General features: G+C 64.9%; 19 protein-coding genes, 1 tRNA gene and 1 pseudogene. 10 read left to right on the forward strand and 11 right to left on the reverse strand.

Annotation, left to right across the window (positions count from 1 at the left end; translation table 11 throughout):
* Positions 1-150 precede the first annotated feature (150 nt).
* Genes CAG34_RS23010 through CAG34_RS23025 form a run of 4 tightly spaced genes read left to right on the forward strand, consistent with a single transcriptional unit; the run spans position 151 to position 2,701 of the window.
* The gene (locus CAG34_RS23010; RefSeq protein WP_085592576.1) at positions 151-936 is read left to right on the forward strand and encodes an energy transducer TonB; all 786 of its coding nucleotides are present in this window, start codon (positions 151-153) and stop codon (positions 934-936) included.
* Complete coding sequence (rimI, locus tag CAG34_RS23015; protein ID WP_085592578.1) at positions 933-1,388, forward strand: ribosomal protein S18-alanine N-acetyltransferase; 456 nt, start codon at positions 933-935, stop codon at positions 1,386-1,388. The genes CAG34_RS23010 and rimI overlap by 4 nt, the downstream gene beginning before the upstream one ends.
* Before the next feature lie 52 nt (positions 1,389-1,440).
* The gene (gene can, locus CAG34_RS23020; RefSeq protein ID WP_025337641.1) at positions 1,441-2,079 is read left to right on the forward strand and encodes a carbonate dehydratase; all 639 of its coding nucleotides are present in this window, start codon (positions 1,441-1,443) and stop codon (positions 2,077-2,079) included.
* Between the two features lie 46 nt (positions 2,080-2,125).
* Positions 2,126-2,701: a D-Ala-D-Ala carboxypeptidase family metallohydrolase gene (locus CAG34_RS23025; RefSeq protein ID WP_085592580.1), complete on the forward strand. Its 576-nt coding sequence runs from the start codon at positions 2,126-2,128 to the stop codon at positions 2,699-2,701.
* Here CAG34_RS23025 and CAG34_RS23030 read toward each other — a convergent pair.
* Positions 2,641-3,558, reverse strand: a complete 918-nt coding sequence (locus tag CAG34_RS23030; RefSeq protein ID WP_085592582.1) for a LysR substrate-binding domain-containing protein — start codon at positions 3,556-3,558, stop codon at positions 2,641-2,643. The genes CAG34_RS23025 and CAG34_RS23030 overlap by 61 nt on opposite strands.
* Before the next feature lie 246 nt (positions 3,559-3,804).
* Here CAG34_RS23030 and CAG34_RS23035 point away from each other — a divergent pair, with 246 nt between their 5' ends.
* Positions 3,805-4,419, forward strand: coding sequence for a LysE family translocator (locus tag CAG34_RS23035; protein ID WP_085592584.1), 615 nt, complete (start codon positions 3,805-3,807; stop codon positions 4,417-4,419).
* A gap of 99 nt (positions 4,420-4,518) precedes the next feature.
* On the opposite strand, the gene CAG34_RS23040 is transcribed toward CAG34_RS23035, so the two are convergent.
* Positions 4,519-4,595: transfer RNA gene (locus CAG34_RS23040), tRNA-Met, on the reverse strand.
* Between the two features lie 131 nt (positions 4,596-4,726).
* Positions 4,727-5,287: pseudogene (locus tag CAG34_RS23045) on the reverse strand (FecR family protein); the annotation flags it as partial.
* 182 nt (positions 5,288-5,469) lie between these two features.
* Between CAG34_RS23045 and CAG34_RS23050 the strand changes: the two are divergent.
* Complete coding sequence (locus CAG34_RS23050; RefSeq protein WP_085592589.1) at positions 5,470-6,684, forward strand: MFS transporter; 1,215 nt, start codon at positions 5,470-5,472, stop codon at positions 6,682-6,684.
* 514 nt (positions 6,685-7,198) lie between these two features.
* Positions 7,199-8,356 carry an MFS transporter gene (locus CAG34_RS23055; RefSeq protein WP_085592591.1) on the forward strand — a complete coding sequence of 386 codons (1,158 nt, stop codon included), beginning with the start codon at positions 7,199-7,201 and terminating at the stop codon, positions 8,354-8,356.
* A gap of 173 nt (positions 8,357-8,529) precedes the next feature.
* Here CAG34_RS23055 and CAG34_RS23065 read toward each other — a convergent pair whose 3' ends face one another.
* The 3 genes from CAG34_RS23065 to CAG34_RS23075 form a co-directional block, all read right to left on the reverse strand.
* The gene (locus tag CAG34_RS23065) at positions 8,530-10,998 is read right to left on the reverse strand and encodes a TonB-dependent receptor (RefSeq protein ID WP_085592593.1); all 2,469 of its coding nucleotides are present in this window, start codon (positions 10,996-10,998) and stop codon (positions 8,530-8,532) included.
* 96 nt (positions 10,999-11,094) lie between these two features.
* A complete protein-coding gene (locus CAG34_RS23070; protein WP_085592595.1) occupies positions 11,095-12,051 on the reverse strand; it encodes a FecR domain-containing protein in 957 nt (318 codons plus the stop codon).
* Complete coding sequence (locus CAG34_RS23075) at positions 12,038-12,553, reverse strand: sigma-70 family RNA polymerase sigma factor (protein ID WP_085592597.1); 516 nt, start codon at positions 12,551-12,553, stop codon at positions 12,038-12,040. Before CAG34_RS23075 ends, CAG34_RS23070 begins: the two co-directional genes overlap by 14 nt.
* Before the next feature lie 172 nt (positions 12,554-12,725).
* On the opposite strand from CAG34_RS23075, the gene CAG34_RS23080 reads away from it, so the two are divergent.
* The 3 genes from CAG34_RS23080 (at position 12,726) to CAG34_RS23090 (ending at position 17,082) form a co-directional block, all read left to right on the forward strand.
* The gene (locus tag CAG34_RS23080; RefSeq protein WP_085592599.1) at positions 12,726-13,352 is read left to right on the forward strand and encodes a DNA-3-methyladenine glycosylase; all 627 of its coding nucleotides are present in this window, start codon (positions 12,726-12,728) and stop codon (positions 13,350-13,352) included.
* 209 nt (positions 13,353-13,561) lie between these two features.
* Positions 13,562-14,614: a bifunctional DNA-binding transcriptional regulator/O6-methylguanine-DNA methyltransferase Ada gene (gene ada, locus CAG34_RS23085; protein WP_085592601.1), complete on the forward strand. Its 1,053-nt coding sequence runs from the start codon at positions 13,562-13,564 to the stop codon at positions 14,612-14,614.
* Between the two features lie 56 nt (positions 14,615-14,670).
* Positions 14,671-17,082 carry a DUF3772 domain-containing protein gene (locus tag CAG34_RS23090; protein ID WP_085592603.1) on the forward strand — a complete coding sequence of 804 codons (2,412 nt, stop codon included), beginning with the start codon at positions 14,671-14,673 and terminating at the stop codon, positions 17,080-17,082.
* Between the two features lie 111 nt (positions 17,083-17,193).
* Here CAG34_RS23090 and CAG34_RS23095 read toward each other — a convergent pair whose 3' ends face one another.
* The 5 genes from CAG34_RS23095 to CAG34_RS23120 all read right to left on the reverse strand — a co-directional run bounded on the left by CAG34_RS23095 (position 17,194) and on the right by CAG34_RS23120 (position 22,844).
* Positions 17,194-18,411, reverse strand: a complete 1,218-nt coding sequence (locus tag CAG34_RS23095; RefSeq protein WP_085592606.1) for a DUF3422 domain-containing protein — start codon at positions 18,409-18,411, stop codon at positions 17,194-17,196.
* Between the two features lie 340 nt (positions 18,412-18,751).
* Positions 18,752-18,997, reverse strand: coding sequence for a hypothetical protein (locus tag CAG34_RS23105; RefSeq protein WP_024086246.1), 246 nt, complete (start codon positions 18,995-18,997; stop codon positions 18,752-18,754).
* A gap of 419 nt (positions 18,998-19,416) precedes the next feature.
* Positions 19,417-20,847, reverse strand: a complete 1,431-nt coding sequence (locus tag CAG34_RS23110) for an aldehyde dehydrogenase family protein (protein WP_085592608.1) — start codon at positions 20,845-20,847, stop codon at positions 19,417-19,419.
* Between the two features lie 13 nt (positions 20,848-20,860).
* Entirely contained in the window at positions 20,861-22,360 is a 1,500-nt protein-coding gene (locus tag CAG34_RS23115; RefSeq protein WP_046616768.1) for a cytosine permease, read from the reverse strand.
* 94 nt (positions 22,361-22,454) lie between these two features.
* On the reverse strand, positions 22,455-22,844 hold the full coding sequence (locus tag CAG34_RS23120) for a nuclear transport factor 2 family protein (protein WP_085592610.1): 390 nt from the start codon (positions 22,842-22,844) through the stop codon (positions 22,455-22,457).
* Positions 22,845-23,149: the final 305 nt, after the last annotated feature.

Consider the following 23,149-nt stretch of genomic DNA (forward strand, 5'->3'; position numbering starts at 1 on the left):
GCTCCCACAGGTACTGCGCAAGGCCCTGTGGGAGCGGGCGTGCCCGCGAAAGGGCCGGTACAGGCAATAAAAATCCGCCGACCAGTTGCGGCACTCGAATGCCAACGGCGTTAGAATGGCCCTTTGTCTTCGCCCCTCGGAAACCCGCCCTTGCTCACCGAACCCCGTCGCCGCGCCTACCTTTCCGCCATGCAAGTGGTGCACTGGCTGCCGCGCGCCGAACTGCCGTTCGCCGCACCGTCGCGGCCCGAGCTGCTGCTGCCGGTGGCGCCGGTCGAGGACCTCGATTTCGACGTCAGGCCGGCACCGGCTGCCAACGAGGCGCCAGTCACCCCCCAGGCCCGCTCCGGCGAGCGACCGAAAATCGAGATTCCGCGCCCGGGCAGTGCGCCCAAGCCGGCCGCCAAGCCCGCCGAGGCCGAGGAGCAGGCCGCGCCACCGCGCCCGGCCCCGGTGCCACCCCCGCGCTTCTCGCTGCAGTTGCTGCGAGCCGGCAGCTGCCTGCTGCTGGTGGAGTTGGCCACCGGCCAGCCGTTCCAGAGCCGCGACCCGTCCTACCTGCTGCTCAAGGACATGCTGCGCGCCGCCGGCCTGCCCGACGCCCCGCAGATCATCGGCGAGCCGGTGCGCTGGCCGCTGCTGGTGCGCGGCAACATGGACCAGGGCCCGGAGGCGGCGCGCGATTTCGTCCAGGGCTTTGTCCAGGCGCGCCTGGAAGACGCCCCGTGCACCTGCCTGTGGCTGGTCGGCCTGCCGGCGCTGCGCTTTGCCGCCAATGTCGACGGCGAAGCCTATTACCAAACCCTGAAGCTCGAGGGCCTGGGCGAAGCCTGGGCCTTGCCGGGCCTTGAACTGTTGATGGACGAGCCGCAGCGCAAGGCGGACGTCTGGAAAGCCATGCGCCAGCTGATGGCGCGCTGGAAGAGCGTTGAATGAGTGACTCGATCAGCTTCCGCCCGATGACCGAGGCGGATCTGGATGCCGTACTTAAGATCGAATATGCCGCGTTTAGTCATCCCTGGACCCGCGGGATCTTTCAGGATGCGCTCAAGTCGTACGAAATCTGGCTGATGTTCGACGGCCAGCAGCAGGTGGGTCATGGCGTGATCAACGTGATCATCGATGAGGCGCACCTGCTCAACATTACCGTCAAGCCGGAAAACCAGGGCTGCGGACTGGGCCTGCGCCTGCTGGAGCACCTGATGGCCCGGGCTTACCAGCTCAATGGCCGGGAGTGCTTCCTGGAAGTGCGCGCCAGCAACCAGTCGGCCTATCGTTTGTACGAGCGCTACGGTTTCAACGAAATCGGCCGCCGCCGCGACTATTACCCGGTTGCCGGTGGCCGTGAAGACGCCCTGGTGATGGCCTGCACCCTGCTCGAGGACTGACCTTGCAGGGGCTGGCGCTGTCACGCAGGCAAACCCTGATGAGGCAACGACCATGCACGACCTGCAGGAACTGATCGACAACAACGCCCGCTGGGCCGACGCGATCAACCAGCGCGACCCTGACTTCTTCGCCAAGCTGGCCCGCCAGCAGACTCCCGAATTCCTCTGGATCGGCTGCTCCGACGCCCGCGTGCCGGCCAACGAAATCGTCGGCATGCTGCCGGGTGATCTGTTCGTCCACCGCAATGTCGCCAACGTGGTGCTGCACACTGACCTCAACTGCCTGTCGGTGATCCAGTACGCGGTGGAAGTACTGAAAGTGCGGCACATCCTGGTCACCGGCCACTACGGTTGCGGTGGCGTGCGCGCCGCCATGCAGGATCGCCAGCTGGGCCTGATCGACGGCTGGCTGCGCTCGATCCGCGACCTGTATTACGAAAAGCGCGCCGAGCTGGCCAAGCTGGACAACGAAGAGGCCAGGGTCGACCGCCTGTGCGAACTGAACGTCATCCAGCAGGTGGCCAACGTGGCTCACACCAGCATCGTGCAGAACGCCTGGCACCGTGGTCAGGAACTGTCGGTGCATGGCTGCATCTATGGCATCAAGGATGGCCGGTGGAAGAGCCTGGATACCACCATCAGCGGCTTCGCCCAGCTGCCGCCGCAGTATCGGTTGCGGGCGTTGGAGTAGTAACGGTTACCAGTTTGACGCGGCCCCTTGCTGGGATGGTCAAGGAATGAAAAAACTGCTTCTGGCTGCAAGCCTGCTGATAACGGCCACTGCCCACGCCGACGAACGCGACCTGTGGATGTTCGCCCAGTGGGCTGGCGACCATCACACTCGTCCCTTCCGTGAAATGCTGGTGGATGCCCGCCTTTACGGCATAGTGCCTATCCATCAGTTGCTGCGTTCGGCTTCGGACTGGAAGCTGTGCCACGCGTCCCCCTTCGCCGTGCCGCCTGCCAGCAACTGGCCGGCAGTGCGTTCTACGCTCTCGCTGATCAAGGCGCTCGACGACCAGGGCATCCTGCGCCAGTTCGAGGTGGTTTCGGCCTATCGAGACCCGCGCCTGAACGTCTGCGCCGGCGGGGCGGCCAACAGCGCCCATACCCGGGCGTTCGCCGTCGATATCCTGCTACCCGACTGGGCGGACCCCAACCCGCTGTGCCGTTTCTGGCAGCAGTATGGCCAGGCCTGGAACATGGGCCTGGGGCGCTATCCGTCCGGGCGTATTCATGTGGATACCGCGGGTTACCGCACCTGGGGTGGTGACGGCCGTGCAGGTTCGTCGTTCTGTATCAAACCCAGATGAGCCAGGCAGCTCCTGCATTCGCCCATCACCCACGTGGCGAAGCGCTGGCGCTTGCCTTCGTCTTCCAGCGGCTGAGGGCTGAGCAGGTGGTAGGCCGAGCCGTCACGCACAAAGCCGAACGGCGCCTGCAACTGCCCGCTGTCGAGTTCGTCGCGCACCATGAGGGCTGAGGCCATGGCCAGGCCCAGGCCGGCGCTGGCGGCCTGAATCGACAGGTAGAAGTGCTCGTAGTCGCTGCGCTCGGTATGCCGGGCCTGCTGGCCGCTCAGGCGCAGCCAGTTGGGCCAGGCGCCGGGGCGGGTGGCGCTGTGCAGCAGGCGTTGGCCTTCAAGTTGGATAGGGGCGGTGGGATGGCAGACCGGGCCGATCCATTCGTCGCAGATCTTCTGGTTGTACAGCTGCTTGTCCCAGTGGAAGTCATCGCGGCGAATTGCCAGGTCGACACCACTGCGGGCGAAGTCCAGTGGCCCGCCTGCGGCCACCAGGTGCAACTGCAGGTCGGGATGGGCGGCATGGAAGCGGGGCAGGCGCGGGATCAGCCAGCGCATGGCGATGGTCGGCTCGCACGACAGCACCAGCACGTTGTCGCGGGCCTGTTGTTGCAAGCGCTGCACGGCGCCTTCGAGCTGTTCGAAGATCGCTTGGGTGGTGCCCTGCAAGGCACGGCCGGCAGAGGTGAGGAAAATGGCCCGGTTGCGGCGCTCGAACAACTCCACACCAAGGCTTTCTTCAAGCAGGCGCACCTGGCGGCTGACTGCGCCATGGGTGACGTGCAGGTGCTCGGCGGCGCGCACGAAGCTCTCGGTTTCGGCGGCGATGTCGAAGTAGCGGAAGGCATTGAGTGGCGGCAGTTTCATGGCATCCCTGTTTGCCTGTGCTGGCCTCTTCGCGGGTAAACCCGCTCCCACAGGGACTTCACCAAACCTGAGGGCGGCGCTTCACCTGTGGGAGCGGGTTTACCCGCGAAGAGGCCAGCACAGGCGCTATTTATCTGTGAAGAAAACTATCAGATTTGCCGCACTATAAATCGATTTTTCCTTGGCCATAAGCTCTCGATAATTACCTGGTCTGTGCATTTCCATCGCCTATCGAGAGCCACCAGCATGACCGAACTCATTGCCGTCGCCCTGTTCACCCTGCTTGCCGTCATCAGCCCCGGTGCCGACTTCGCCATGGTCACCCGCAGCAGTTATGCACAGGGCCGCAAGGCCGGGCTGGCTGCTGCCGTGGGCATTGCCCTGGGGGGGCAGGTTCACGTTCTGTACACGGTGCTGGGCATCGCGGTGATCATCAGCCAGAGCCCGGCCCTGTTCCTGGGCATGAAAGTGCTGGGCGCGGGTTACCTGGTCTACCTGGGTTACCAGTCGCTGACCAACACCCGGCGCATCAGCCTCGACGGGGTTGCCGCATCCGCAGCCAGCGTAACGCAGGCCCTGCGCACGGGCTTTCTGACCAACGCCCTCAACCCCAAGACCATGCTGTTCGTCATCAGTGCCTTCACCCAGGTGGTGCAGCCTGGCAGCTCGCTGGCGCTGGATTTTGCCTACGGCGCTTTCATGTCCGTTGCCCACTGGCTGTGGTTCAGCCTGGTGGCGGTGTTCTTCTCCAGTGCGGCATTGCGCAAGGCGATGATCGAGCGGCAAAGGCTGGTGGACCGGGTAATCGGCCTGGCGTTGATCGGGTTGGGCCTGGCTGTGGCGGTGACCGGCATGCGTTGAGGTAGCGATTGCATGCCCTGTGGGGGAGGGGGCGGGCCTGTGGTATTTTTCGCAGGCAAAGAAAAAGGGCTTACCTTGCGGTAAGCCCTTCGTCTTGTTTGGTGGCTACACAGGGACTTGAACCCCGGACCCCAGCATTATGAATGCTATGCTCTAACCAACTGAGCTATGTAGCCGATGGCGCGCATTATTCTCTTGAACGCCCCCCCTGTCAACACTCATTTCAAAAAAAATTTGCACGCTTTCAAAAACTTAGCGGCCAGGCCCCCGGTTCTGCCTTGCCCAACGGCATGTCGCCGGCTTTCTACTGCCCGTTGCGCCAGCCATCGGTGCCCTTGAGGTCGGCTTTCTGTAACGGGCCGATACGCCCGCCATCGAAGGTTACCCGCTCGCCCGCCGATACAAGGCGCTGTTCGCCACCCTGGATAACCATGGCCTTGCCACTGAACACCACCAGTTCGTCATGCCCGGCATGGCGGGCGACCTGCAGGCGGGTACCGAACACCTGGATGCGCGCATCGCCCACTGTCACCTCCATGGCCCGGCCGTCGAGCATAACTTCCAGGTATACCCGGCCCTGCACCAGCTGCAGCTGGCGCGTGCGGCCGCGCAGGTCGGCGTTCATCGCGCTGGCGCTGCCCAGGTGCAGGGTGGTGCCATCGGCCAGGCGGATGCTGCGGCGTTCACCTGCATCGGTGTGCAATTCGCTACCCAGGCGCTGCATCAGCGGCCAGTACAGGTAGGCTGCAGCGCCCAGCCCCAGCAGGAATAGCAGCGCCAGCCATTTGCCCATGTGGCTGCGGCGCGTGTTGATCTGCCGTGGGCGGGGGCGGTCAGGCTGCAGCTGATTGGCGAGCATCTGGCTCATGGGTTCGATCTGCTCGCGATAGGGGCCGTTTCGCCCAACGATGACAGGGGTATGGGCCAAGGATGCTAATTATATTGATAACCATTTTCAAGTGCGTCACGACAGAGGGATAAAAAAGGTAGCTATCTATCTATTTGTTTCCCGATAATCGGATCCCAAACTGCTGACGGAGATTCAGGCACATGGCTATCAGTAGCGCCTCAACGGCGCCCACCAGTGCGGCGGCGAGCCAAGCCACGCCGCTGGTGATGCGCATCATCGGTTTCTGCGCCCTGGCGCACCTGATCAATGACCTGATCCAGTCGGTGCTGCCGGCGATCTACCCGATGCTCAAGGCCAACTACGACCTGAGCTTCGCCCAGATCGGCATGATTACCCTGACGTTCCAGATCACCGCCTCGCTGCTGCAGCCTTGGGTCGGCTTTTTCACCGATCGCCGACCGGCGCCGAACCTGCTGCCGCTGGGCACCCTGTGTACCCTGGTGGGTATAGTGATGCTGGCCTTCGTCGGCAGCTTCCCCATGATTCTGCTGGCCTCGGCGCTGGTGGGGATCGGCTCGTCGACCTTCCACCCGGAAACCTCGCGTATTGCGCGCCTGGCCTCGGGCGGGCGCTTCGGCCTGGCCCAGTCGACCTTCCAGGTCGGCGGCAACACCGGCTCTGCGCTGGGCCCACTGCTGGCGGCGGCCATTGTCATTCCGTTCGGCCAGAGCTATGTGGCCTGGTTCGGCCTGGCTGCGCTGTTCTTCCTCGGCGTCACCCTGATGCTGCGTGGCTGGTACAAGGAGCACCTCAACCAGGCCAAGGCGCGCAAGGCAGTGCAGGCGACCCACGGCATTTCCCGCGGGCGGGTGGTCGCGGCGCTGATCGTGCTGGGCCTGCTGGTGTTCTCCAAGTACTTCTACATGGCCAGCTTTACCAGCTACTTCACCTTCTACCTGATCGAGAAGTTCGATGTGTCGGTGGCCAGCTCGCAGCTGCACCTGTTCCTGTTCCTCGGTGCGGTGGCGGCAGGTACCTTCTTTGGCGGGCCAATCGGTGACCGCATCGGGCGCAAGGCGGTGATCTGGTTCTCGATCCTCGGCGTGGCGCCATTCACCCTGGTACTGCCGTATGCCGACCTGTTCTGGACCACCGTGTTGAGCGTGGTGATCGGCTTTATCCTGGCTTCGGCGTTTTCCGCGATCGTGGTGTATGCGCAGGAGCTGGTGCCGGGCAGCGTGGGCATGATTGCCGGGATCTTCTTCGGGCTGATGTTCGGCTTTGGTGGCATCGGTGCGGCCTTGCTGGGGTATGTGGCGGACCTGCGTGGCATCGAGTACGTGTACGAGCTGTGTTCGTTCCTGCCGTTGTTCGGATTGCTGGCGGTGTTCTTGCCAAGTACCGGCAAGCGCTGATGTCGCCGGGGCTGCTTTGCAGCCCATCGCCGGCAAGCCAGCTCCCACCTCGAGCGCATCGGCCTCAAGCCATGCGCAGTCCCTGCAGGAGCCTGGTTTGCCAGCGATGGGGCCAGTACAGGTAGTACAAGTCAGTTGCCCCCGCCTTGACCTCATTGTGCTCAGGCTGGTGCAATCCCTGTGGGAGCTGGCTTGCCGGCGATGGGGCGCGCAGCGGCCCCCGACGATTGACGGCCTGACACCCTTGGCCTAGAGTCCGCCTTTCCCCAACCACCTGCGTAGTAGTCAAAGCGATGTGCCGTACCCAGTCCCTGCCAAACGCCCGCCAGCCTGCTTTCCAGGCCCTGCGTCGCGCGTGGCCGAGCGATACGGTGCTCAAGCGTCGCCGCAGCGTGCTGTTTGCCTTCACCTTCTCGCCACACCTCGCCTGAACTGATCTGCGCTTTCGCGTCGCTCGCCACCCTGGCGTGCGCGCCTGTGTCTGCACGTCTTTTCGGTTTGCAAGGAGTGGTACATGAACATGCGTTTGCTGGCGGGCCTGTTGTTCGCCGTTTCGGTCGTGGGTTTCAGTTTGGGGGCCAGCCTGCCGCTGGTGTCGTTGCGCCTGCATGAAGCCGGTGCGAGCACCCTGGAAATCGGCATCATCTCGGCCATCCCCGCTGCGGGCATGATGCTCTCGGCGTTCCTGGTCGACGCCTGCTGTCGCCACCTCACCCGGCGCACCATCTACCTGCTGTGCTTCAGCCTGTGCACGCTCAGCATCGGCTTGCTCGAGTCGGCGTTCGGCTCGCTGTGGCTGCTGGCGCTGTTGCGCCTGGGTCTGGGGCTGGGCATGGGTATCGCCATCATCCTCGGCGAGTCGTGGGTCAACGAACTGTGCCCGGAGCACAACCGCGGCAAGATCATGGCCCTGTACGCCACCAGCTTCACCGGCTTCCAGGTGCTCGGCCCGGCCATGCTGGCGGTGCTGGGCGCCGACAGCCCGTGGATCACCGGTGTGGTCACCGTCTGCTATGGCCTGGCGCTGCTGTGCATCGTGCTGACCGTGCCCAACGACCATGTGGAACATGAAGAGGGTGAAAAGAGCTTCGGCCTGGCCGGTTTCTTCCGTGTGGCGCCGGCGTTGTGCGTGGCGGTGCTGTTCTTCTCGTTCTTCGATGCCGTGGTGCTGTCGCTGCTGCCGGTGTATGCCACCAGCCATGGCTTTGCCGTGGGCGTGGCGGCGCTGATGGTGACCGTGGTGTTTGCCGGTGACATGTTGTTCCAGTTGCCGCTTGGCTGGTTGGCCGACCGGGTGGAGCGCACCGGGCTGCACCTGGTATGCGGGCTGCTGGCGATGGCGATCGGTATCGGCCTGCCCTGGCTGCTGAACCTGACCTGGCTGCTGTGGCCGCTGCTGGTGCTGCTGGGCGCCGTGGCAGGGGGCATCTATACGCTGGCGCTGGTGCTGATCGGGCAGCGCTTCAAGGGGCAGGACCTGGTTACCGCCAATGCCAGCGTGGGCTTGCTGTGGGGTGTGGGTAGCCTGGTCGGGCCGCTGGTCAGCGGTGCGGCGATGGATGTGGCGCCGCATGGTCTGCCCATCGCGCTGGCGCTGATGGCCGGGTTGTTCGTGTGCTTTGCCCGGCAGTCGTACCGGCGCGCGGGGCGGTTGCGGGCGGTGGCGGACTGAGGTTTTCCAGGGCTGCGCGGTCCCTGTAGGAGCGGCCTTGTGTCGCGATAGGGCTGCAAGGCAGCCCCGGCGATGTCTGCGGCGCTGCTGAGTCCCGGGGGCCGCTTTGCGGCCCTATCGCGACACAAGGCCGCTCCTACAGGAATGGTGCCAGCCGGTCAGGCAAATGCCTGTCAGAAACTCCCGCGCAAGGTCACCGACACATTGCGCGGCTCCCCCCAGTAGTACCCCGTCGCCGTGGTACCGATCTGCCGGTAGTACTTCTTGTCGAAGATGTTGTTGGCGTTCAGTTGCACTGAGTAGTTGTCGTTGATGCGATAACCGAGCATGCCGTTGTACACCGCATACCCCGCCTGGGTCGCCTTGGCCGTGCCGCTTTCGGAATAGATGTCGCTCTGCGCCTGCACGCCGCCGCCAATGGTCCAGGCATCCAGCGTGCCCGGCAGGCGGTAACTGGTGAACAGCCGCAGCATGTGCTCCGGGTCGGTGGTGCGGATCGCGTTGCCATTGGTGGCAGCCGAGTTCTTCAGGTACTCGGTGGTGTTGTAGGTGTAGCCACCGGTGACCTGCCAGCCCGGCAGCACTTCGCCGGAAATCTCCAGGTCGATGCCCTCGCTGCGGCTCTTGCCCGAGGCGATCTTGCAGCGGCCGGTGGTGCCGTTGCAGCCGATCTCCGTGGACATGTCATCCACCGGCGTACCCACCTGGTTGATACGGAAAAACGCCAGGCTGGTGTTCAACCGGCCATCGTAGAACTCGCCCTTGATGCCCGTTTCGTAGGCTTCGCCGATGATCGGGTCGAGCACCGAGTTGTTCTTGTCCACCACTGTCTGCGGGCTGAATATCTCGGTGTAGCTGGCGTACACGCTGAAGTTGTCATTCAGGTCGTAGATCAGCGCCGCGTACGGCACGATCTTCTCATCGACGCTGAACTTGCCGTTTGCACCGGTGTTGTTTTCCTGCTCGTAGTCATACCAGTTGGCTCGCGCGCCGATGATCGCGGTCAGCGGTTCGGCCAGCGAAATGCGCCAGGTGGCGTGCGCGGCTTGCTGGGTGGTACGGGTGCGCACCGGGTGTGCGGTGATGTCGATGTCCGGCTCGGGCAGGCTGGTTTTCGGGTCCCAGTAGCGGATGTCGTACAGCCCGGAAATTACCCGGTTGGTGGCCGAAGCGTAGGAATCGTTGCGAATCCGCTCGACACCGACCATCAGCTCGTGGGTGCGGCCAAACAGGTCGAACGGGCCGTTGAGGGTGGCGCTCAGGTTGTTCTGCAGGCTCTCGCCGCCGTCGCCTTCGGTAACCTGGTATTGCATCAGGTACGGGTTGCCGGTGGGGTTCAGGTTGGCCGGTGCGCGCTCCATGTAGGTTTGCTTGAAGCCATGGTCGTCCAGCTCGAAGTGGGTACGCAGGGCCATCAGCTTCAGGGTCCAGTCGTTGTCGAAGCGGTGTTCCAGTTCGGCAAAGGTGTTCAGGTTGCTGCGGTCCCAGCGGTTCCAGTCGGCGCCCAGGTAGGTGCTGCGGCCGAAGGGCAGGGGGGCGCCGCTGGCGTCGGCGGGCAGGTTGCCCCAGGCGCCAGTGGCGTCGAGCTTGGTCCACTCGACACCGGTGGTCAGCGTGGTGCTGTCGTCCAGGTCGAAGGCCAGCGAGCCGCCGAACGCTTCCTTGCGCTCCATGCGCGAGTCCTGGAACAGGTCGCGGTCGTCATGCACGGCGATCACCCGCCCGCGTATGTTGCCGGTTTCGGTCAGCGGGCCGGAGATATCGGCCACGTAGCGCTGCGCATTCCACGAGCCCAGGGTCACGCTGCCCGTAGCCTGGAAGTCATGGGTCGGGCGCTTGCGCACCAGGTTCACCGTGCCCGACGGGTTGCCGGCGCCACGCAGCATGCCGGTGGCGCCGCGCAGCACTTCGGCGCGGTCGATGAACGCCGAGTCGGTCTGAATGAACGAACCCCCACCGCTGCTCTGCACCACGGTGGCGCCGTCATACTGGATGGCATCGATGGCAAAGCCACGCGAGTAGTACTGCACCCGCTCGCTGTCGGTGTAGTTGACCACCACGCCGGGTGTCTGCTCCAGCAGGTTGGTCAGGTTGGTGATGTTCTGGTCATCGATGCGTTGGCGGGTTATCACGCTGACCGATTGCGGGGTATGGCGCAGGGTTTGCGGCATCTTGCCGATGGTCACTTCGCCGGTAGTGTAGGAGCCGGTGTGCTCGGTGGTTTCGCCCAGGCGGTCGCTGGAAATGCTGGTCGCGCCCAGCTCAAGGGCGTTTCCCACATCCAGCGCCGGGATCAGCAGGAAGCTGGTTGCGCTTTCCTGCTGGACCTGCACGTTGCTGCCCTGCAACAGGATCGACAGCGCCCCCGCATTGTCATGCCGGCCCTGCACGCCGCGGGTGGTCTTGCCCTGCAGGCTGTTCGCGTCGAACGACAGGCTAAGGCCGCCCTGGCGGGCCAACTGGTCCAGCGCCGGGGCCAGCGGGCCGGCCGGGATGTTCCAGTCGGTCTGCTGGCTCTGGCTGGCCGCTGCAGCCTGGGCCATGGCCGGGAAGGCACCGCCAGCTGCCAGGCCAAGGCCGAACACGGCCGCGCGCACGGCACGGCGCAGCCTGTCGTTGCGAGGGGAACACGGGGCAATCATGAAGCGCTCCTGAAGGTTGTGAAGACCACTTTTCGGGTTTTGTTCCTTCAGGCCGGACGAGAATGAGATTCCACCTCATTTATTTTTAGAAATTTTTCAGGCCGCACCGATGCTCACCCAATAACGCGTGCGGTAGTCGACCCGCACCGGCAGGCTGCGGGTGAGCAGCTGCAGGATCTGCCCGGTGTCGGCCAGCTGGTAGGTACCGGACACCTTCAGGTCTGCCACTCCGGGGGCACAGCGCAGCAGGCCGGGGCGGTAACGCGCCAGCTCGGCGATGAACTCGCCCAGCGGCATCTGCTGCACGCTGAGCACGCCGTCGGTCCAGCCCCAGGGGTCGCTGTGCAGCGTCACCGCCTGGAAGCTGCCGCTGGCCCACACCTGCAAGGTTTCGCCTGGCAGCACCCGACGTGGCGAGGCCGAGGTGGGGAACAGCGTGACGTCGCCCCGGCGTACCGCCAGCAACAGGCCCTGGTCGTTCTCGCGCAGCAGCAGCTGGCCGTCGAGTGTGGCCAGTTGGCCAATGCGGGTGTCGATGCGGAACGGGCGGTTATCGTTGGGGTTGCTGTCCAGGCTCACCTCGCCACGCACCAGTTGCAGCCGGCGCTGCTCGGCGCTGTAACGCAGGTCGATGGCGCTGGCGGTATTGAGCTGGATGCGGCTGCCATCGCTGCCTTGCAGCTGGCGGCGTTCGCCGGTGGCAGTGCTGCTGTCGGCCAGCAGCTGGGGTATGCCCAACGGTTCGCGCGCGGCCCAGCCCAGGCTGCCGCCCACGGCCAGCACGGCCAGCAGCTTGAGGTGGTCGCGGCGGCTGATGCGCTGGCGCTGGCTGCCATCCAGAGTGCGGCGGCTCAGGCCCTTGGGCAGCCCGGCCAGTTCGTCACCGAGATGGCTGACCCGCTGCCAGGCCAAGGGGTTGTGCGGATGGCTGGCCAGCCAGTGCTGGAACTGCTGCTCGGTACGCGGGCAGGGGCTGTCGAAGCGCAACTTCACCAGCCAGTCGATGGCCTGGTCGACCTGCGCCTGCGCGGGCGCGCTGTCAGACGTCGGCATAGCGCAACCGGTAGCAGACGCCCAGGGCCTTGGCCAGGTCCCGCTCGACGGTGGCCCGCGACACACCTAGGCGCAGGGCGATCTGCACGATGCTCAAACCATCGAGCTGAGCCAGCAGGAAAGCCTGGCGGGCACGCGGTTTCAGCTGGTGCAGGGCAAGGTCGAGGCGTGCCAGGGTATCCAGGATGACCAGTCGATCTTCTTCGCTGGGCACTTCGGCTTCGGGCAGGTGAGCCAGGCTTTCCTGGTAGGCCCTCTCCAGCGCGCGGCGGCGGAACTGGTCGATCATCAGGCCACGGGCGATGCTGCTGAGGTAGGCGCGTGGCTCCTTCAGCGGCGAAAGCTGGCGGGCCCGCAACAGCCGCACGAAGGTATCCTGGGCCAGGTCGGCGGCATGCTCGCTGCAACCGACCCGGCTGCGCAGCCAGCCGCTGAGCCAACGGTGGTGGGCCTGGTAGAGCAGAGCGACCTCGGTCGGCTTGAGCGTGTCGTTGATCTGCATCTTGGCGAAGGCCCGGTCCTGTGGATATATGCGATTGTTAATAGTTCTCAATTCTATGCGGGGACGATGGCGCGGAGCAATGGCAGGCCAGGAATTAGCCGCGCAAGAACCGGCGTTTGCCCGATGAACGGCTGCGCTAAGCTGGACCTGCAATCGACTTGATGGAGGTGTCATGATCCGGGCCGACCTTTCGCCTGACGCGTACCGCGAGGCCACCGAATACCTGGCGGCGCTCGACCCGGACTGGTCGCGGCATATCGCGGCGACCGGGCCTTGCCTGCACCAGGCTACGCCGGGGCGTGAGCCTTACGAAGTGCTGGTACGGGCGATTGCCTACCAGCAACTGCATGCCCGTGCTGCCGAGGCAATTCTTGGGCGCTTGCTGGCGTTGTTCCCGGAGGCTGCGTTCCCAGGGCCGGAGCAGTTGTTGGCGGTTACACCAGAAACCATGCGCGCCTGTGGTTTTTCCGCGAGCAAGATGGCGACGATCCAGGGTATTGCCCAGGGCCGGCTGGATGGCCTGGTGCCGAGCCGGGAAGAGGCACTGGCCATGGCTGACGAGGCGTTGATCGAACGGCTGGTGGCATTGCGCGGGGTAGGGCGGTGGACGGTGGAGATGTTGCTGATCTACAGCCTGGCGCGTTCGGACGTTCTGCCGGTCGACGATTTTGGCGTGCGCGAGGGGTATCGGCGGCTGAAGGGGCTGGACAAGGCGCCGACGCCGGCGCAAATGCGTTCGCTGGGTGGCGGCTGGCGGCCATACCGTACCGTGGCGGCCTGGTATCTGTGGCGGGCCTGAGGTCTTGCACTGCTTGTGCCGGCCCTTTCGCGGGCATGCCCGCTCCCACAGGGATTTCCACAGCCTTGAAGGTCTATGCAGTACCTGAAGTTGTAGGTGAACCGGCCTCAAAGGCATGGCACAACATCCGAAACCGACACGGTCCCTGTGGGAGCGGGCATGCCCGCGAAGAGGCCGGCACAGGCAACAACCTATCTGGACATTTACCAATGAACCCCTACACCACCCCCGACCAACGCTGGCAAGCCGTAGAATCCCGCGAAACCGCCGCCACCGGCCACTTCGTCTACGCCGTGCGCACCACCGGCATCTACTGCCACCCCGGCTGCAAATCGCGCCTCGCCAAGCGAACCAACGTCGAGTTCTACGACACCCCAGCCGCCGCCGAAGCCGCCGGCTACCGCGCCTGCAAACGTTGCACCGCCACCACCAGCGCCACCCGCCATAGCCAGCTGGTCACCCGCGCCTGCCGGCTGATCGAAGCCAGCGACCCCGCGCCCAGCCTCGATCAACTCAGCGCCCAACTGGCCGTCAGCCCTTTCCACCTGCATCGCCTGTTCAAGGCCGAAACCGGCCTGACCCCCAAGGCCTACGCCACCGCTTTCCGTGCCCGGCGCCTGCGCGCGCACCTGGAAGATGGCCAGCGCTCTGTCACCGATGCCATCTATGACGCCGGCTACAACTCCAACAGCCGTTTCTACGAAAGCGCCGACCAGCGCCTGGGCATGCGTCCGCGGCAATACCGCGCCGGCGGCGCCGGGGCAACCATCCACTTCGCCCTCGGCCAGTGCTCTCTGGGCGCGATCCTGGTGGCCCAGAGCGAGAAGGGCATTTGCGCGATCCTGCTGGGCGACGACCCCGAGGCCCTGCTGTGCGACCTGCAGGACCAGTTCCCCAAGGCCCACCTGGTCGGCGGCGACAGTGCCTACGAACGGTTGGTCGCCGAGGTGGTGGGTTTCGTCGAAGCCCCGGCGCTGGGCCTGGCCTTGCCCCTGGATGTGCAAGGCACTGCGTTCCAGGAGCGGGTGTGGCAGGCCCTGCGCGAGGTCCCGGCCGGCAGCCGGGTCAGCTATACCGACATCGCCGAGCGCATCGGCGCGCCCAAGGCGGTGCGTGCGGTGGCCATGGCCTGCGCGGCCAACCACATCGCCGTGGCCATCCCTTGCCATCGGGTGGTACGCCGCGACGGCGACATCAGCGGCTACCGCTGGGGTGTCGAGCGCAAACAGCAACTGCTCAAACGAGAAACGGCACTCTCCTGATTGCCTGAAGCCGCGTAGAATCCCCCGCCAAATCGAATTGTAAAGAGGAATATTCGATGAGGCGTGTCAGCCTTGCCCGTTATTGCCCAGGCCTGATGGTTTTCATGGCCCTGATGCTGGCCATTGCCAGCCCGGCCTGGTCGGCCCCGGCCACGCCCTTGTCCAATCTGGCGGTTGCCGAAGCGAACGAGCTGGATGAAAACGCCAGCATCGAGCAGTTGAGCGATCGACTGGACCAGATCCGCCAAGGTGTCACCAGCGAGGCCAACGACGATCTGCTGTCGCAACTGCGACTGGGCGCCATGCAGGTGCAGCGCCAGGCCGATGCGTTAAGTGCCCTGCGCACCACGGATGTGGAGAAAGTCGACGACAAGCTCAAGGTCATCGGCCCGCTCCAGCCGGACGAGGCCGCCACCCTGACCCAGCAGCGCAAGGAGCTGGAGGCCGAGAAGAAGGCCTTGGTAGCCCAACGGGACCAGGCGACCAAGCTGACCCAGTCGGCCCGCGACCTGTCCACGCAAATCGTCAACCTGCGCCGCAGCCAGTTCAACTCGCAGATCACCAGCCGCGCGGCCTCACCGCTGAGCCCGGCGTTCTGGCAGAGCATCATTCGCCCCACCCAGGACGACGTGGCACGCCTGCGTGACCTGCGTGGCGAGACGGCCGATGCCATCGGCAGTGCCTTCAGCGCCGAAAATCGCTGGCTGTTCATTACCAGCCTGGTGGCGGCAATCCTGGTCTGGACCTTGGTGCGCCGCGTGCTCGAGCGCCTGCTGGCCGACGCCATGGTCAGCTGGCTACCCGAAGGCCGCCTGCGCCGCAGCGCGTTGGCGCTGGGCGTGAGCCTGGCAACCCTGGGTACCATCGCCGGTTCGGTCTCGCTGCTGCGATGGGGGCTGGAGAGCAGCGCCGAGCTGGGCGCCGATATCGCCAGCCTGGCCAACCATGTACTTGCCCTGGTGGTGTTCAGCGCCTTCATCACCGGCCTGGGCCGCGCCATGCTGATGCTGCAACGCCCGTCCTGGCGCCTGCCGCCGATTCACGACGAAGTGGCCAGCGCCCTGGGCTGGTTCCCCAAGGTGCTGGCGTTGGCGCTGATGGTCATGATGACCATGGAACGAATCAACAGCGTGATCGGTGCGAGCCTGGCGCTGACCGTGGCGGTCAACGGCCTGACCGCGCTGGTAGTGGCGGTTACCTTCGCCGGTGCGCTGCTGCGTTACCGCCGCACCCTGCGCAAGCATGACCTGGAGCGCCCCACGGGCCTGGCCGGGCTGATCCCGTTCGTGATGGTAATCTGGCTGACGCTGATCCTGCTGGCCCTGCTCGCCGGTTACCTGACACTCGCCTACTTCCTCACCGCCAAGCTGCTGTGGGTCAGCCTGGTGATCACCTGTGCCTACCTGCTGACCACCTTCTTTGGCGACCTCTGCGAAACCTTGCTGTCGCCCCGCCAGCCCGGCGGCCTGGCGTTGGCCTCGACCCTGGGCCTGGCGCCGCGTCACCAGGCGCAGGCCAGCACCATCCTGGCCGGCATCGGCCGCACCGTGGTGCTGTTTCTGGCATTGTTGCTGGCACTGATGCCATCGGGCACCAGCCCCAGCGAGCTGCTGCTGAGCCTGGGTGATTGGGACGAGACCGGCGGCAAGCTGCTGGGCAACATGAACATTGTCCCCCAGGACATTCTGTTGGCAGTGGTGATGTTCCTCGGCGGCCTGTTCGCCATCCGCGTGGTAAAGCGCTGGCTGAGTGATCGCCTGCTGCCGGAAACCGACATGGACGCCGGCATGCGTGCCTCGCTGGTGACCCTGGTGGGTTACCTGGGCTTCATCTTCCTGGCCATGCTGGTGATGTCGACCCTGCGCATCAACCTCACCAGCCTGACCTGGGTGGTCAGTGCCCTGTCGGTGGGTATCGGTTTCGGCTTGCAGCAGATCGTGCAGAACTTCATCTCCGGCCTGATCCTGCTGACCGAGCGCCCGGTCAAGGTGGGCGACTGGGTCAGCCTGGCGGGCGTCGAGGGCGACATTCGCCGTATCAACGTGCGCGCCACCGAGATCCAGATGTCTGACCGCTCGACGGTTATCGTGCCCAACTCGCAGTTCATCTCGCAGAACGTGCGCAACGTGACCATGGGCAATGCCCTTGGCGTGGTCGGCATTACCCTGACCATGCCGCTGGAGACCGATGCCAACCGCGTGCGTGAACTGCTGCTGGCGGCTTATCAGGAGCACGAGGCGATCCTGGATGCGCCGGCCACCTCGGTCACCTTCAAGGACCTGACCAGCAGCGGCATGGTGATAGGTGTGAGTGGTTATGTGGCGGGGCCGCGGCAGGTGTCCGGTACGCGCAGTGACCTGTTGTTCACCATTCTTGGGCGCCTGCGTGATGAAGGTATTGCCCTGTCGTCGCCGCAGAGCATGGTGTTGGTGCAGGAGGGCGCTCGCTCGGCTGACGAGTCGGTGTGAAGCCAATCGCCGGCAAGCCGGCTCCCACAGGTACTGCGTATGGCTTGAAGTCGGCGCGGCCCTTGTGGGAGCTGGCTTGCCGGCGATCGGGCTGCAAGGCAGCCCCCAGCCTCAATGCTGCTTGGCCTGCCTGATCCTCAGCAAAATCACCAGCAACACCAACAGCACCGGCGGCGCCATGGCCAACAGCCCATCCCGCGCCGTCAGCCCCAACCCCAGCACATTCAGCCCGCCATACAGCAGCTTGAACAAGTTCAGCAGGTAGTAGGTGATGGCAATGATCGAAAGCCCCTCCACCGCCCGCTGGATCTTCACCTGGGCATCGGCCCGGGCATTGAGGCTGCGCAGGATCTCGGCGTTCTGTTCTTCCATCTCCACCTGTACCCGTGCCTGCAACAGGTCGCCCAGGTTGGCCACATTCTTCGCCAACTGCTCCAGGCGCTGCTCGGTGGCCGCGCAGTAGCGCACGGTCGGTTTGAACCGGCGTTCGATGAACACCCCCAGGCGCTGGCAGTCGCCCACATGGCTTTCCCGCAGCTCGCCCATGCGCTCGAACACCAGTTGCGCATAGGCTTGTGTGGCGCCGAAGCGGTGGCGGGTTTTCACCGTGCGGCTGACCACCTGGCGTGACAGGTGGGCAATGGCCTCCAGCAACCCTTTGGAATCATGGCCATCGACCCCGGCACTGCGCTCCGAGAGGCTGACCAGGGTCTTGTCGAAGGCATCCAGTTCCTGGCTCAGGTCCTTGGCCGTGGTCAGGGTCAGCGAGGCCATCATGCGGTAGGTCTCGATCTCCAGCAGACGGCGGATCATGCGGCCCTGTCGGTAGGCATTGAGGCGACGGTTTATGAACAGGAAGCGGTTGGTGCCGTCTTCGGTCAGGCGAAAATCGCTCCACACCACCGCATCGCCACCGCCGACGCAGGAGCCGCACGGGTCCTTGAAACCGTAGTGGGGCAGGTCCAGTTCGTGTTCGTCACGGACCAGCACCTGCACGGCGTTGATTACTTGCGCCGCTTGCGGAGCGATAGCCTCGGCCAGCACCGGCGGCAGCGTTTGCCACTCGGTGTCGGCGGCAGTGCAGGGCACCACCAGGGTCAGGGTGAAGAACTCGGTGTGCCGTTCCCACTTGAACGGATGGCCATCCAGGCGGGTGATGCCTTGGGCGGCAGCGGTGTCCAGGGCATCCGGGCAGCAGCGTTGCAGCAGTGCCGCACAGGCAGCATCGGCGCCGAGCAAGGCCAGGTGGAAGACATGCGCCGGGCCGTCGAAATACAGCGACGGGCGGGCGTGCAGTTCGTTGTGCAAGGCGGTGCGTTCAGGGTGCATGGGTGGTCCGGCCTGGTGTTGTGATTGTGGGGGTACCAGGAAGTGGGACTTTGCAGGGGGCGGGGAAAGTCACGCGGGCGCAGAGTTTTGTGTCGCCTGTACCGGCCTCTTCGCGGGCAAGCCCGCTCCCACAGGTACGGTGCTGCCCTTCAGGCTGCGCTATCCCCGTGGGAGCGGGCGCGCCCGCGAACACCGGCGGAGCCGGTGCCAGGCACCGCGTCGGATTCTTCGCGGGCACGCCCGCTCCCACAGGTACGGTGCTGCCCTTCAGGCCTGCGCTATCCATGTGGGAGCGGGTTTACCCGCGAAGAGGTCGTGAGCCCGGCATCAATTCCAGGCCTTACTCGCGGTTCAACAGCAACTGGTTGAGCGCCCGGGTCATTTGCACGTTATGCACGGTATTGACCAACAACCCGATGCCCGGTTCGCCAGCGTTGGCGCAGATGTATTCGTCGAGGGTGTCCTCGATGCCGAGCAGCAACTGCGAGACGTATCGCAGTGCCTCGGGTGAGGGCAAGTCGTTGTTGATGGTGTAGAACGGGCGGGAGCCAGGTTTTACAGGTGGATCGGGCACAAGTTTATTCATTGCGTTTCCCTAGGTCGGTCAGGAGCTACCACCCCATTCCCTCTCACAGGATCGGGTGGCAGCCGTACGCGGGGTGAGAGACCGGAGACCTAGGAACCCGGCCAGGACCAAGCCTGCCCGCGCACAGCTACCGTTGAGGTTGCAACCAGATCAGCACGGGCTCTCACACCCGGTCGCCATTTTTGACGACCCAGGGAAATTAGCCCTGATGCTCCTGTTCAACAACAGAGAAACGGCTGCGGCGCGGGTAGGATAATTCCCAAGCTACTTCCAGCTGAAGCATTTGGTTTCAGGTTGGGAAAAGTCTTACATCTGAGGGGCCAAGGCGAGGGCTTCGCCCTCGATCGCCGGCAAGCCAGCTCCCACAGTGATGGCACATGGCTTGCCGGCGAAAGGGCCGCAAAGCGGCCCCGGAAATCTCAACCCAGACAGCGCGTCACATGCTTGACCGATTGGTAGGCCGACAACCCCCAAGGCCCCAGCTCACGCCCGATCCCGCTACCCTTGGTGCCACCCCACGAGGTCTCGACGAACACCGCCTGCACCGAGTTGATCCACACATGGCCAACCTCCAGCGCATCGGCCACCCGCTCGGCGCGCTCCAGGTCGGCGGAGCACACCGTAGCCACCAGCCCGAAGCGGCTATCGTTGGCCTCGGCAATCGCCTGTTCCTCGGTCGCAAAGCGACGCGCGCACAGCACCGGGCCAAAGATTTCCTCGCTCCACAGGCGGCTGTCTTTCGGCACATCGGCATACAGCGTCGGGCTGACGAACCAGCCATCCCGGTCCAGCGCCTTGCCACCGGCCAGGCACTGCAGGCCTTCCTCCCGCGCCGTGGCAAAGTAGCCGGCCACCTTCAGCCACTGCGCCTGGCTGGTCAGCGGCCCCATGTCGACCTCTTCGGTCAACGGATTACCGACCCGTAGCTGTTCCAGTACGGCCTGCAAACGCGGCAGCAATGCATCGGCAATGCCGTCCTGCACCAGCAGCCGCGAAGTGGCCGAGCACATCTGCCCGGCGTTCCAGGTAATGCCGGCGACGATCCATTCCACTGCCTGGCCCACGTCGCAATCATCGAACACCACGATCGCCGACTTGCCGCCCAGCTCCAGCGTCACCGGCCGGCACTGCGCCGAAGCGCTGCGCATTACCTGGCTGCCGACACTATTGCTGCCAGTGAACGACAGCTTGTCCAGGCCATTGTGGTTGCTCAGTGCAGCGCCGGTCTCGGCCTTGCCGTTGACGATGTTCAACACCCCGGCCGGCAGCCCCAGGGCATCGGCGATCTGGCCGTAGGCCTGTTCGATCAGCGGGGTGACTTCCGATGGCTTGAGCACCACGGTGCAACCAGCGGCCAGGGCCGGGGCGAGCTTCCAGGCGCTGGTCACCAGCGGGAAGTTCCACGGCACGATCAGGCCGACCACGCCCACCGGTTCCAGGCGGGTACGAGCACTGAAGCCAGGCGCAGCCAACGGCACATCACGGTTCTTCGATGGCAGTTGCTCGGCCAGTTCGGCGTAGTAGCCGAAGGTGGCGATGGCGTCGTCCAGGTCGATTTCCGCCTCGTGACGTGGCTTGCCGTTGTTGCGCATCTGCAAGGTGATCAACGCTTCACGGCGCTGCCCGAGCTGTTCGGCAAAGCCGCGCAGGTAGGCAGCGCGTTCGCTGGCGCTGGTGTTTTTCCAGGCGGGCAGGGCGCCACGGGCAGCGGTCACGGCCTGGTCTACCTGGGCGACGCTGGCGGCCATCAGTTCGGCAAACGGTTGCCCAAGGGCCGGGTCATTGACGCTGATGCAGTCGCTGCCCTGGCCTTCGACCCAGCGGCCGGCAATGTAGTGGGAAGTGGTCATGGTCGGTTTCCAGTCAGGCCATTTCGGCGGTGGTTACCGGCGTGTGCGCGGTGCTTTTGCAACGCACCCAACGCGGGCCCTGGGGGCCATACACGCCGGCGGGTTCGGGGAACAGGTTGAGCAGCAGCAGGTACAGCACGCCGGCCAGCCCCAGGGTGACCGGCAGGCTCAGGTCGATGCCGCCGGCCAGGTCGCCCAGCGGGCCGACGAACTGCCCTGGCAGGTTGACGAAGCACAGGCCCACCGCCGCGCTGGGGATCCACGCCCCCATGCCGCGCCAGTTCCAGCCATGCAGGAACCAGTAGTGGCCGCCACGCTGGCCGCGGGTGAACACCTGCAGATCGTCGGCATGGTAGAAGCCGCGGCGGGTGATCAGGCCGAGGATCATGATCACCATCCACGGGCTGGTGCAGGTGATGATCAGCACGGCGAAGGTCGACACGCTCTGCACCAGGTTGAAGGTGAAGCGGCCGACGAAGATGAAGCCGATCGCCAGCACGCCGATCAGCAGCGTGGCGCCGGCACGGCTGAGCAGGCGTGGGAACACGCTGGACATGTCCAGGCCGGTGCCGTACAGCGCCGTGGTGCCGGTGGACATGCCGCCGATCACCGCAATCAGGCACACCGGCAGGAAGAACCAGCTTGGCGCCACCGCCAGCAGGCCACCGACGTAGTTGTTGGCGGCGATGTAGTCCGGTGCCTGGGTGGCCACCAGGGTGGCGGTGCACAGGCCGAACAGGAAAGGGATCAGTGTCGCGCCCTGGGCCGCGATCACCGCCAGCATGATGCGCGCCTTGGGCGTTTCACGCGGGATGTAGCGCGACCAGTCGCCGAGGAACGCACCGAACGACACCGGGTTGCTCATGGCCAGGATCGCCGCACCGACGAATGCCGCCCAGAAGCCCGCCTGGCCGAGGTTTACGCTGCCCGCGTAACCGGCATCGAACGGCCCGGCAAAGGCAACGATGCCCAGCAGGAACAGCAGGCTCGAGGCCCACACGGCGATCTTGTTGACCCACAGCATGAAGCGGAAGCCGAAGATGCACACCACCAGCACCAGCACCGCGAACAGGCCATAGGCCAGGCCCAGGGTCAGGTCGGTTTCCGGCAGGCCGGCCAGGCGCTTGGCGCCGCCGACCAGGGCGTCGCCCGAGCTCCACACCGACAGCGAAAAGAACGCCACCGCGGTGAGCAGCGACAGGAACGAACCGACGATGCGCCCGTGCACGCCAAAGTGCGCCCCAGACGACACCGCGTTGTTGGTGCCGTTGAGCGCGCCGAACAGGCCCATGGGCGCGAGGATCAGCGCGCCCACGCCGACGCCGAGCAGGATCGCCCACACACCGGCCTGGAACGACAGCCCGAACAGCACTGGGAAGCTGCCCAGTACGGCCGTGGCGAAGGTATTGGCGCCGCCGAAGATCAGGCGGAACAGGTCCAGCGGGGAGGCGTCGCGTTGATCGTCGGGGATCTGTTCGACGCCGTTGGTCTCGATACCGGTCGAGTGGCTCATGGTGATGCTCCAGCGCGGTTGTTGTGGGCCGGCGCAGTACGCGGGCCTTATTGTGGGTGCGATGGCAGGGCGGCAGGGCCGCGTAAATGGATGATCAGGCCGGCGATACGACCGACAGGTGCTCGTGGCAGGCCAGCCACCTTTCGCCGTGGCGGCGGAAGACAATGGTTTCGCGCTCGCTCAACTGGTGTTCTTCGCCGGAGATGCGGATGTGCGTGGCCACATCATGCATGAAGATCGCCACATCACCTTGCAGGCTCACCTGGGCATTGCCCGATTCGCAGGCGAGCACCGCAAACCCGTCGGCCTGCCACTGGGCCCAGAGTTGCTCGTAGGCATGGCGCGACAGCAGCGGTTGCGGCAGGGTGTGGAAAAGGAAGGTGGCGTCTTCGCTGAAGCAGGCGAAATAGCGAGCAGTGTCGTTGCTGGCGAACGCCGCAACGAGGTCGGCGGCGGCTTGCCGTACCTGGAGTGTCTGGTCCACGGGAGTGGCCTCACGGTTCTTGTGATTGTGGTGAAGCGATTCTGGTAGCGGTTGGCGAGGGGAAAAATCGCTGCGGGCAAATAATCAGTTCAGGATTTTGTGAAGTGATGGCTGCGCTTTCTCAGGTTTCGCACTGCGCACCCTGTGGGAGCGGGCGTGCCCGTTCTCATAAGGCTGCACATAACTCATTGAATTAGCAGGGACCCTGTGGGAGATTCTATGGTTGTGGGCAATGCTTTTTGCCCCCTTTGCTCATGTATTCGCCTTGAGTCTTCATCAAGGCGAATGCAATTCTGGCCAGCTTT

It is taken from the genome of Pseudomonas sp. B14(2017) (assembly GCF_002113255.1).
Classification (GTDB): domain Bacteria; phylum Pseudomonadota; class Gammaproteobacteria; order Pseudomonadales; family Pseudomonadaceae; genus Aquipseudomonas; species Aquipseudomonas putida_Z.

Excerpts from the sequence above, each read along its gene's own strand:
- rimI (WP_085592578.1), top strand. The coding sequence starts at position 933 with ATGAGTGACTCGATCAGCTTCCGCCCGATGACCGAGGCGGATCTGGAT.
- can (WP_025337641.1), top strand. The coding sequence starts at position 1,441 with ATGCACGACCTGCAGGAACTGATCGACAACAACGCCCGCTGGGCCGAC.
- CAG34_RS23025 (WP_085592580.1), top strand. The coding sequence starts at position 2,126 with ATGAAAAAACTGCTTCTGGCTGCAAGCCTGCTGATAACGGCCACTGCC.
- CAG34_RS23030 (WP_085592582.1), bottom strand. The coding sequence starts at position 3,558 with ATGAAACTGCCGCCACTCAATGCCTTCCGCTACTTCGACATCGCCGCC.
- CAG34_RS23035 (WP_085592584.1), top strand. The coding sequence starts at position 3,805 with ATGACCGAACTCATTGCCGTCGCCCTGTTCACCCTGCTTGCCGTCATC.
- CAG34_RS23050 (WP_085592589.1), top strand. The coding sequence starts at position 5,470 with ATGGCTATCAGTAGCGCCTCAACGGCGCCCACCAGTGCGGCGGCGAGC.
- CAG34_RS23055 (WP_085592591.1), top strand. The coding sequence starts at position 7,199 with ATGAACATGCGTTTGCTGGCGGGCCTGTTGTTCGCCGTTTCGGTCGTG.
- CAG34_RS23065 (WP_085592593.1), bottom strand. The coding sequence starts at position 10,998 with ATGATTGCCCCGTGTTCCCCTCGCAACGACAGGCTGCGCCGTGCCGTG.
- CAG34_RS23070 (WP_085592595.1), bottom strand. The coding sequence starts at position 12,051 with ATGCCGACGTCTGACAGCGCGCCCGCGCAGGCGCAGGTCGACCAGGCC.
- CAG34_RS23075 (WP_085592597.1), bottom strand. The coding sequence starts at position 12,553 with ATGCAGATCAACGACACGCTCAAGCCGACCGAGGTCGCTCTGCTCTAC.
- CAG34_RS23080 (WP_085592599.1), top strand. The coding sequence starts at position 12,726 with ATGATCCGGGCCGACCTTTCGCCTGACGCGTACCGCGAGGCCACCGAA.
- ada (WP_085592601.1), top strand. The coding sequence starts at position 13,562 with ATGAACCCCTACACCACCCCCGACCAACGCTGGCAAGCCGTAGAATCC.
- CAG34_RS23090 (WP_085592603.1), top strand. The coding sequence starts at position 14,671 with ATGAGGCGTGTCAGCCTTGCCCGTTATTGCCCAGGCCTGATGGTTTTC.
- CAG34_RS23095 (WP_085592606.1), bottom strand. The coding sequence starts at position 18,411 with ATGCACCCTGAACGCACCGCCTTGCACAACGAACTGCACGCCCGCCCG.
- CAG34_RS23105 (WP_024086246.1), bottom strand. The coding sequence starts at position 18,997 with ATGAATAAACTTGTGCCCGATCCACCTGTAAAACCTGGCTCCCGCCCG.
- CAG34_RS23110 (WP_085592608.1), bottom strand. The coding sequence starts at position 20,847 with ATGACCACTTCCCACTACATTGCCGGCCGCTGGGTCGAAGGCCAGGGC.
- CAG34_RS23115 (WP_046616768.1), bottom strand. The coding sequence starts at position 22,360 with ATGAGCCACTCGACCGGTATCGAGACCAACGGCGTCGAACAGATCCCC.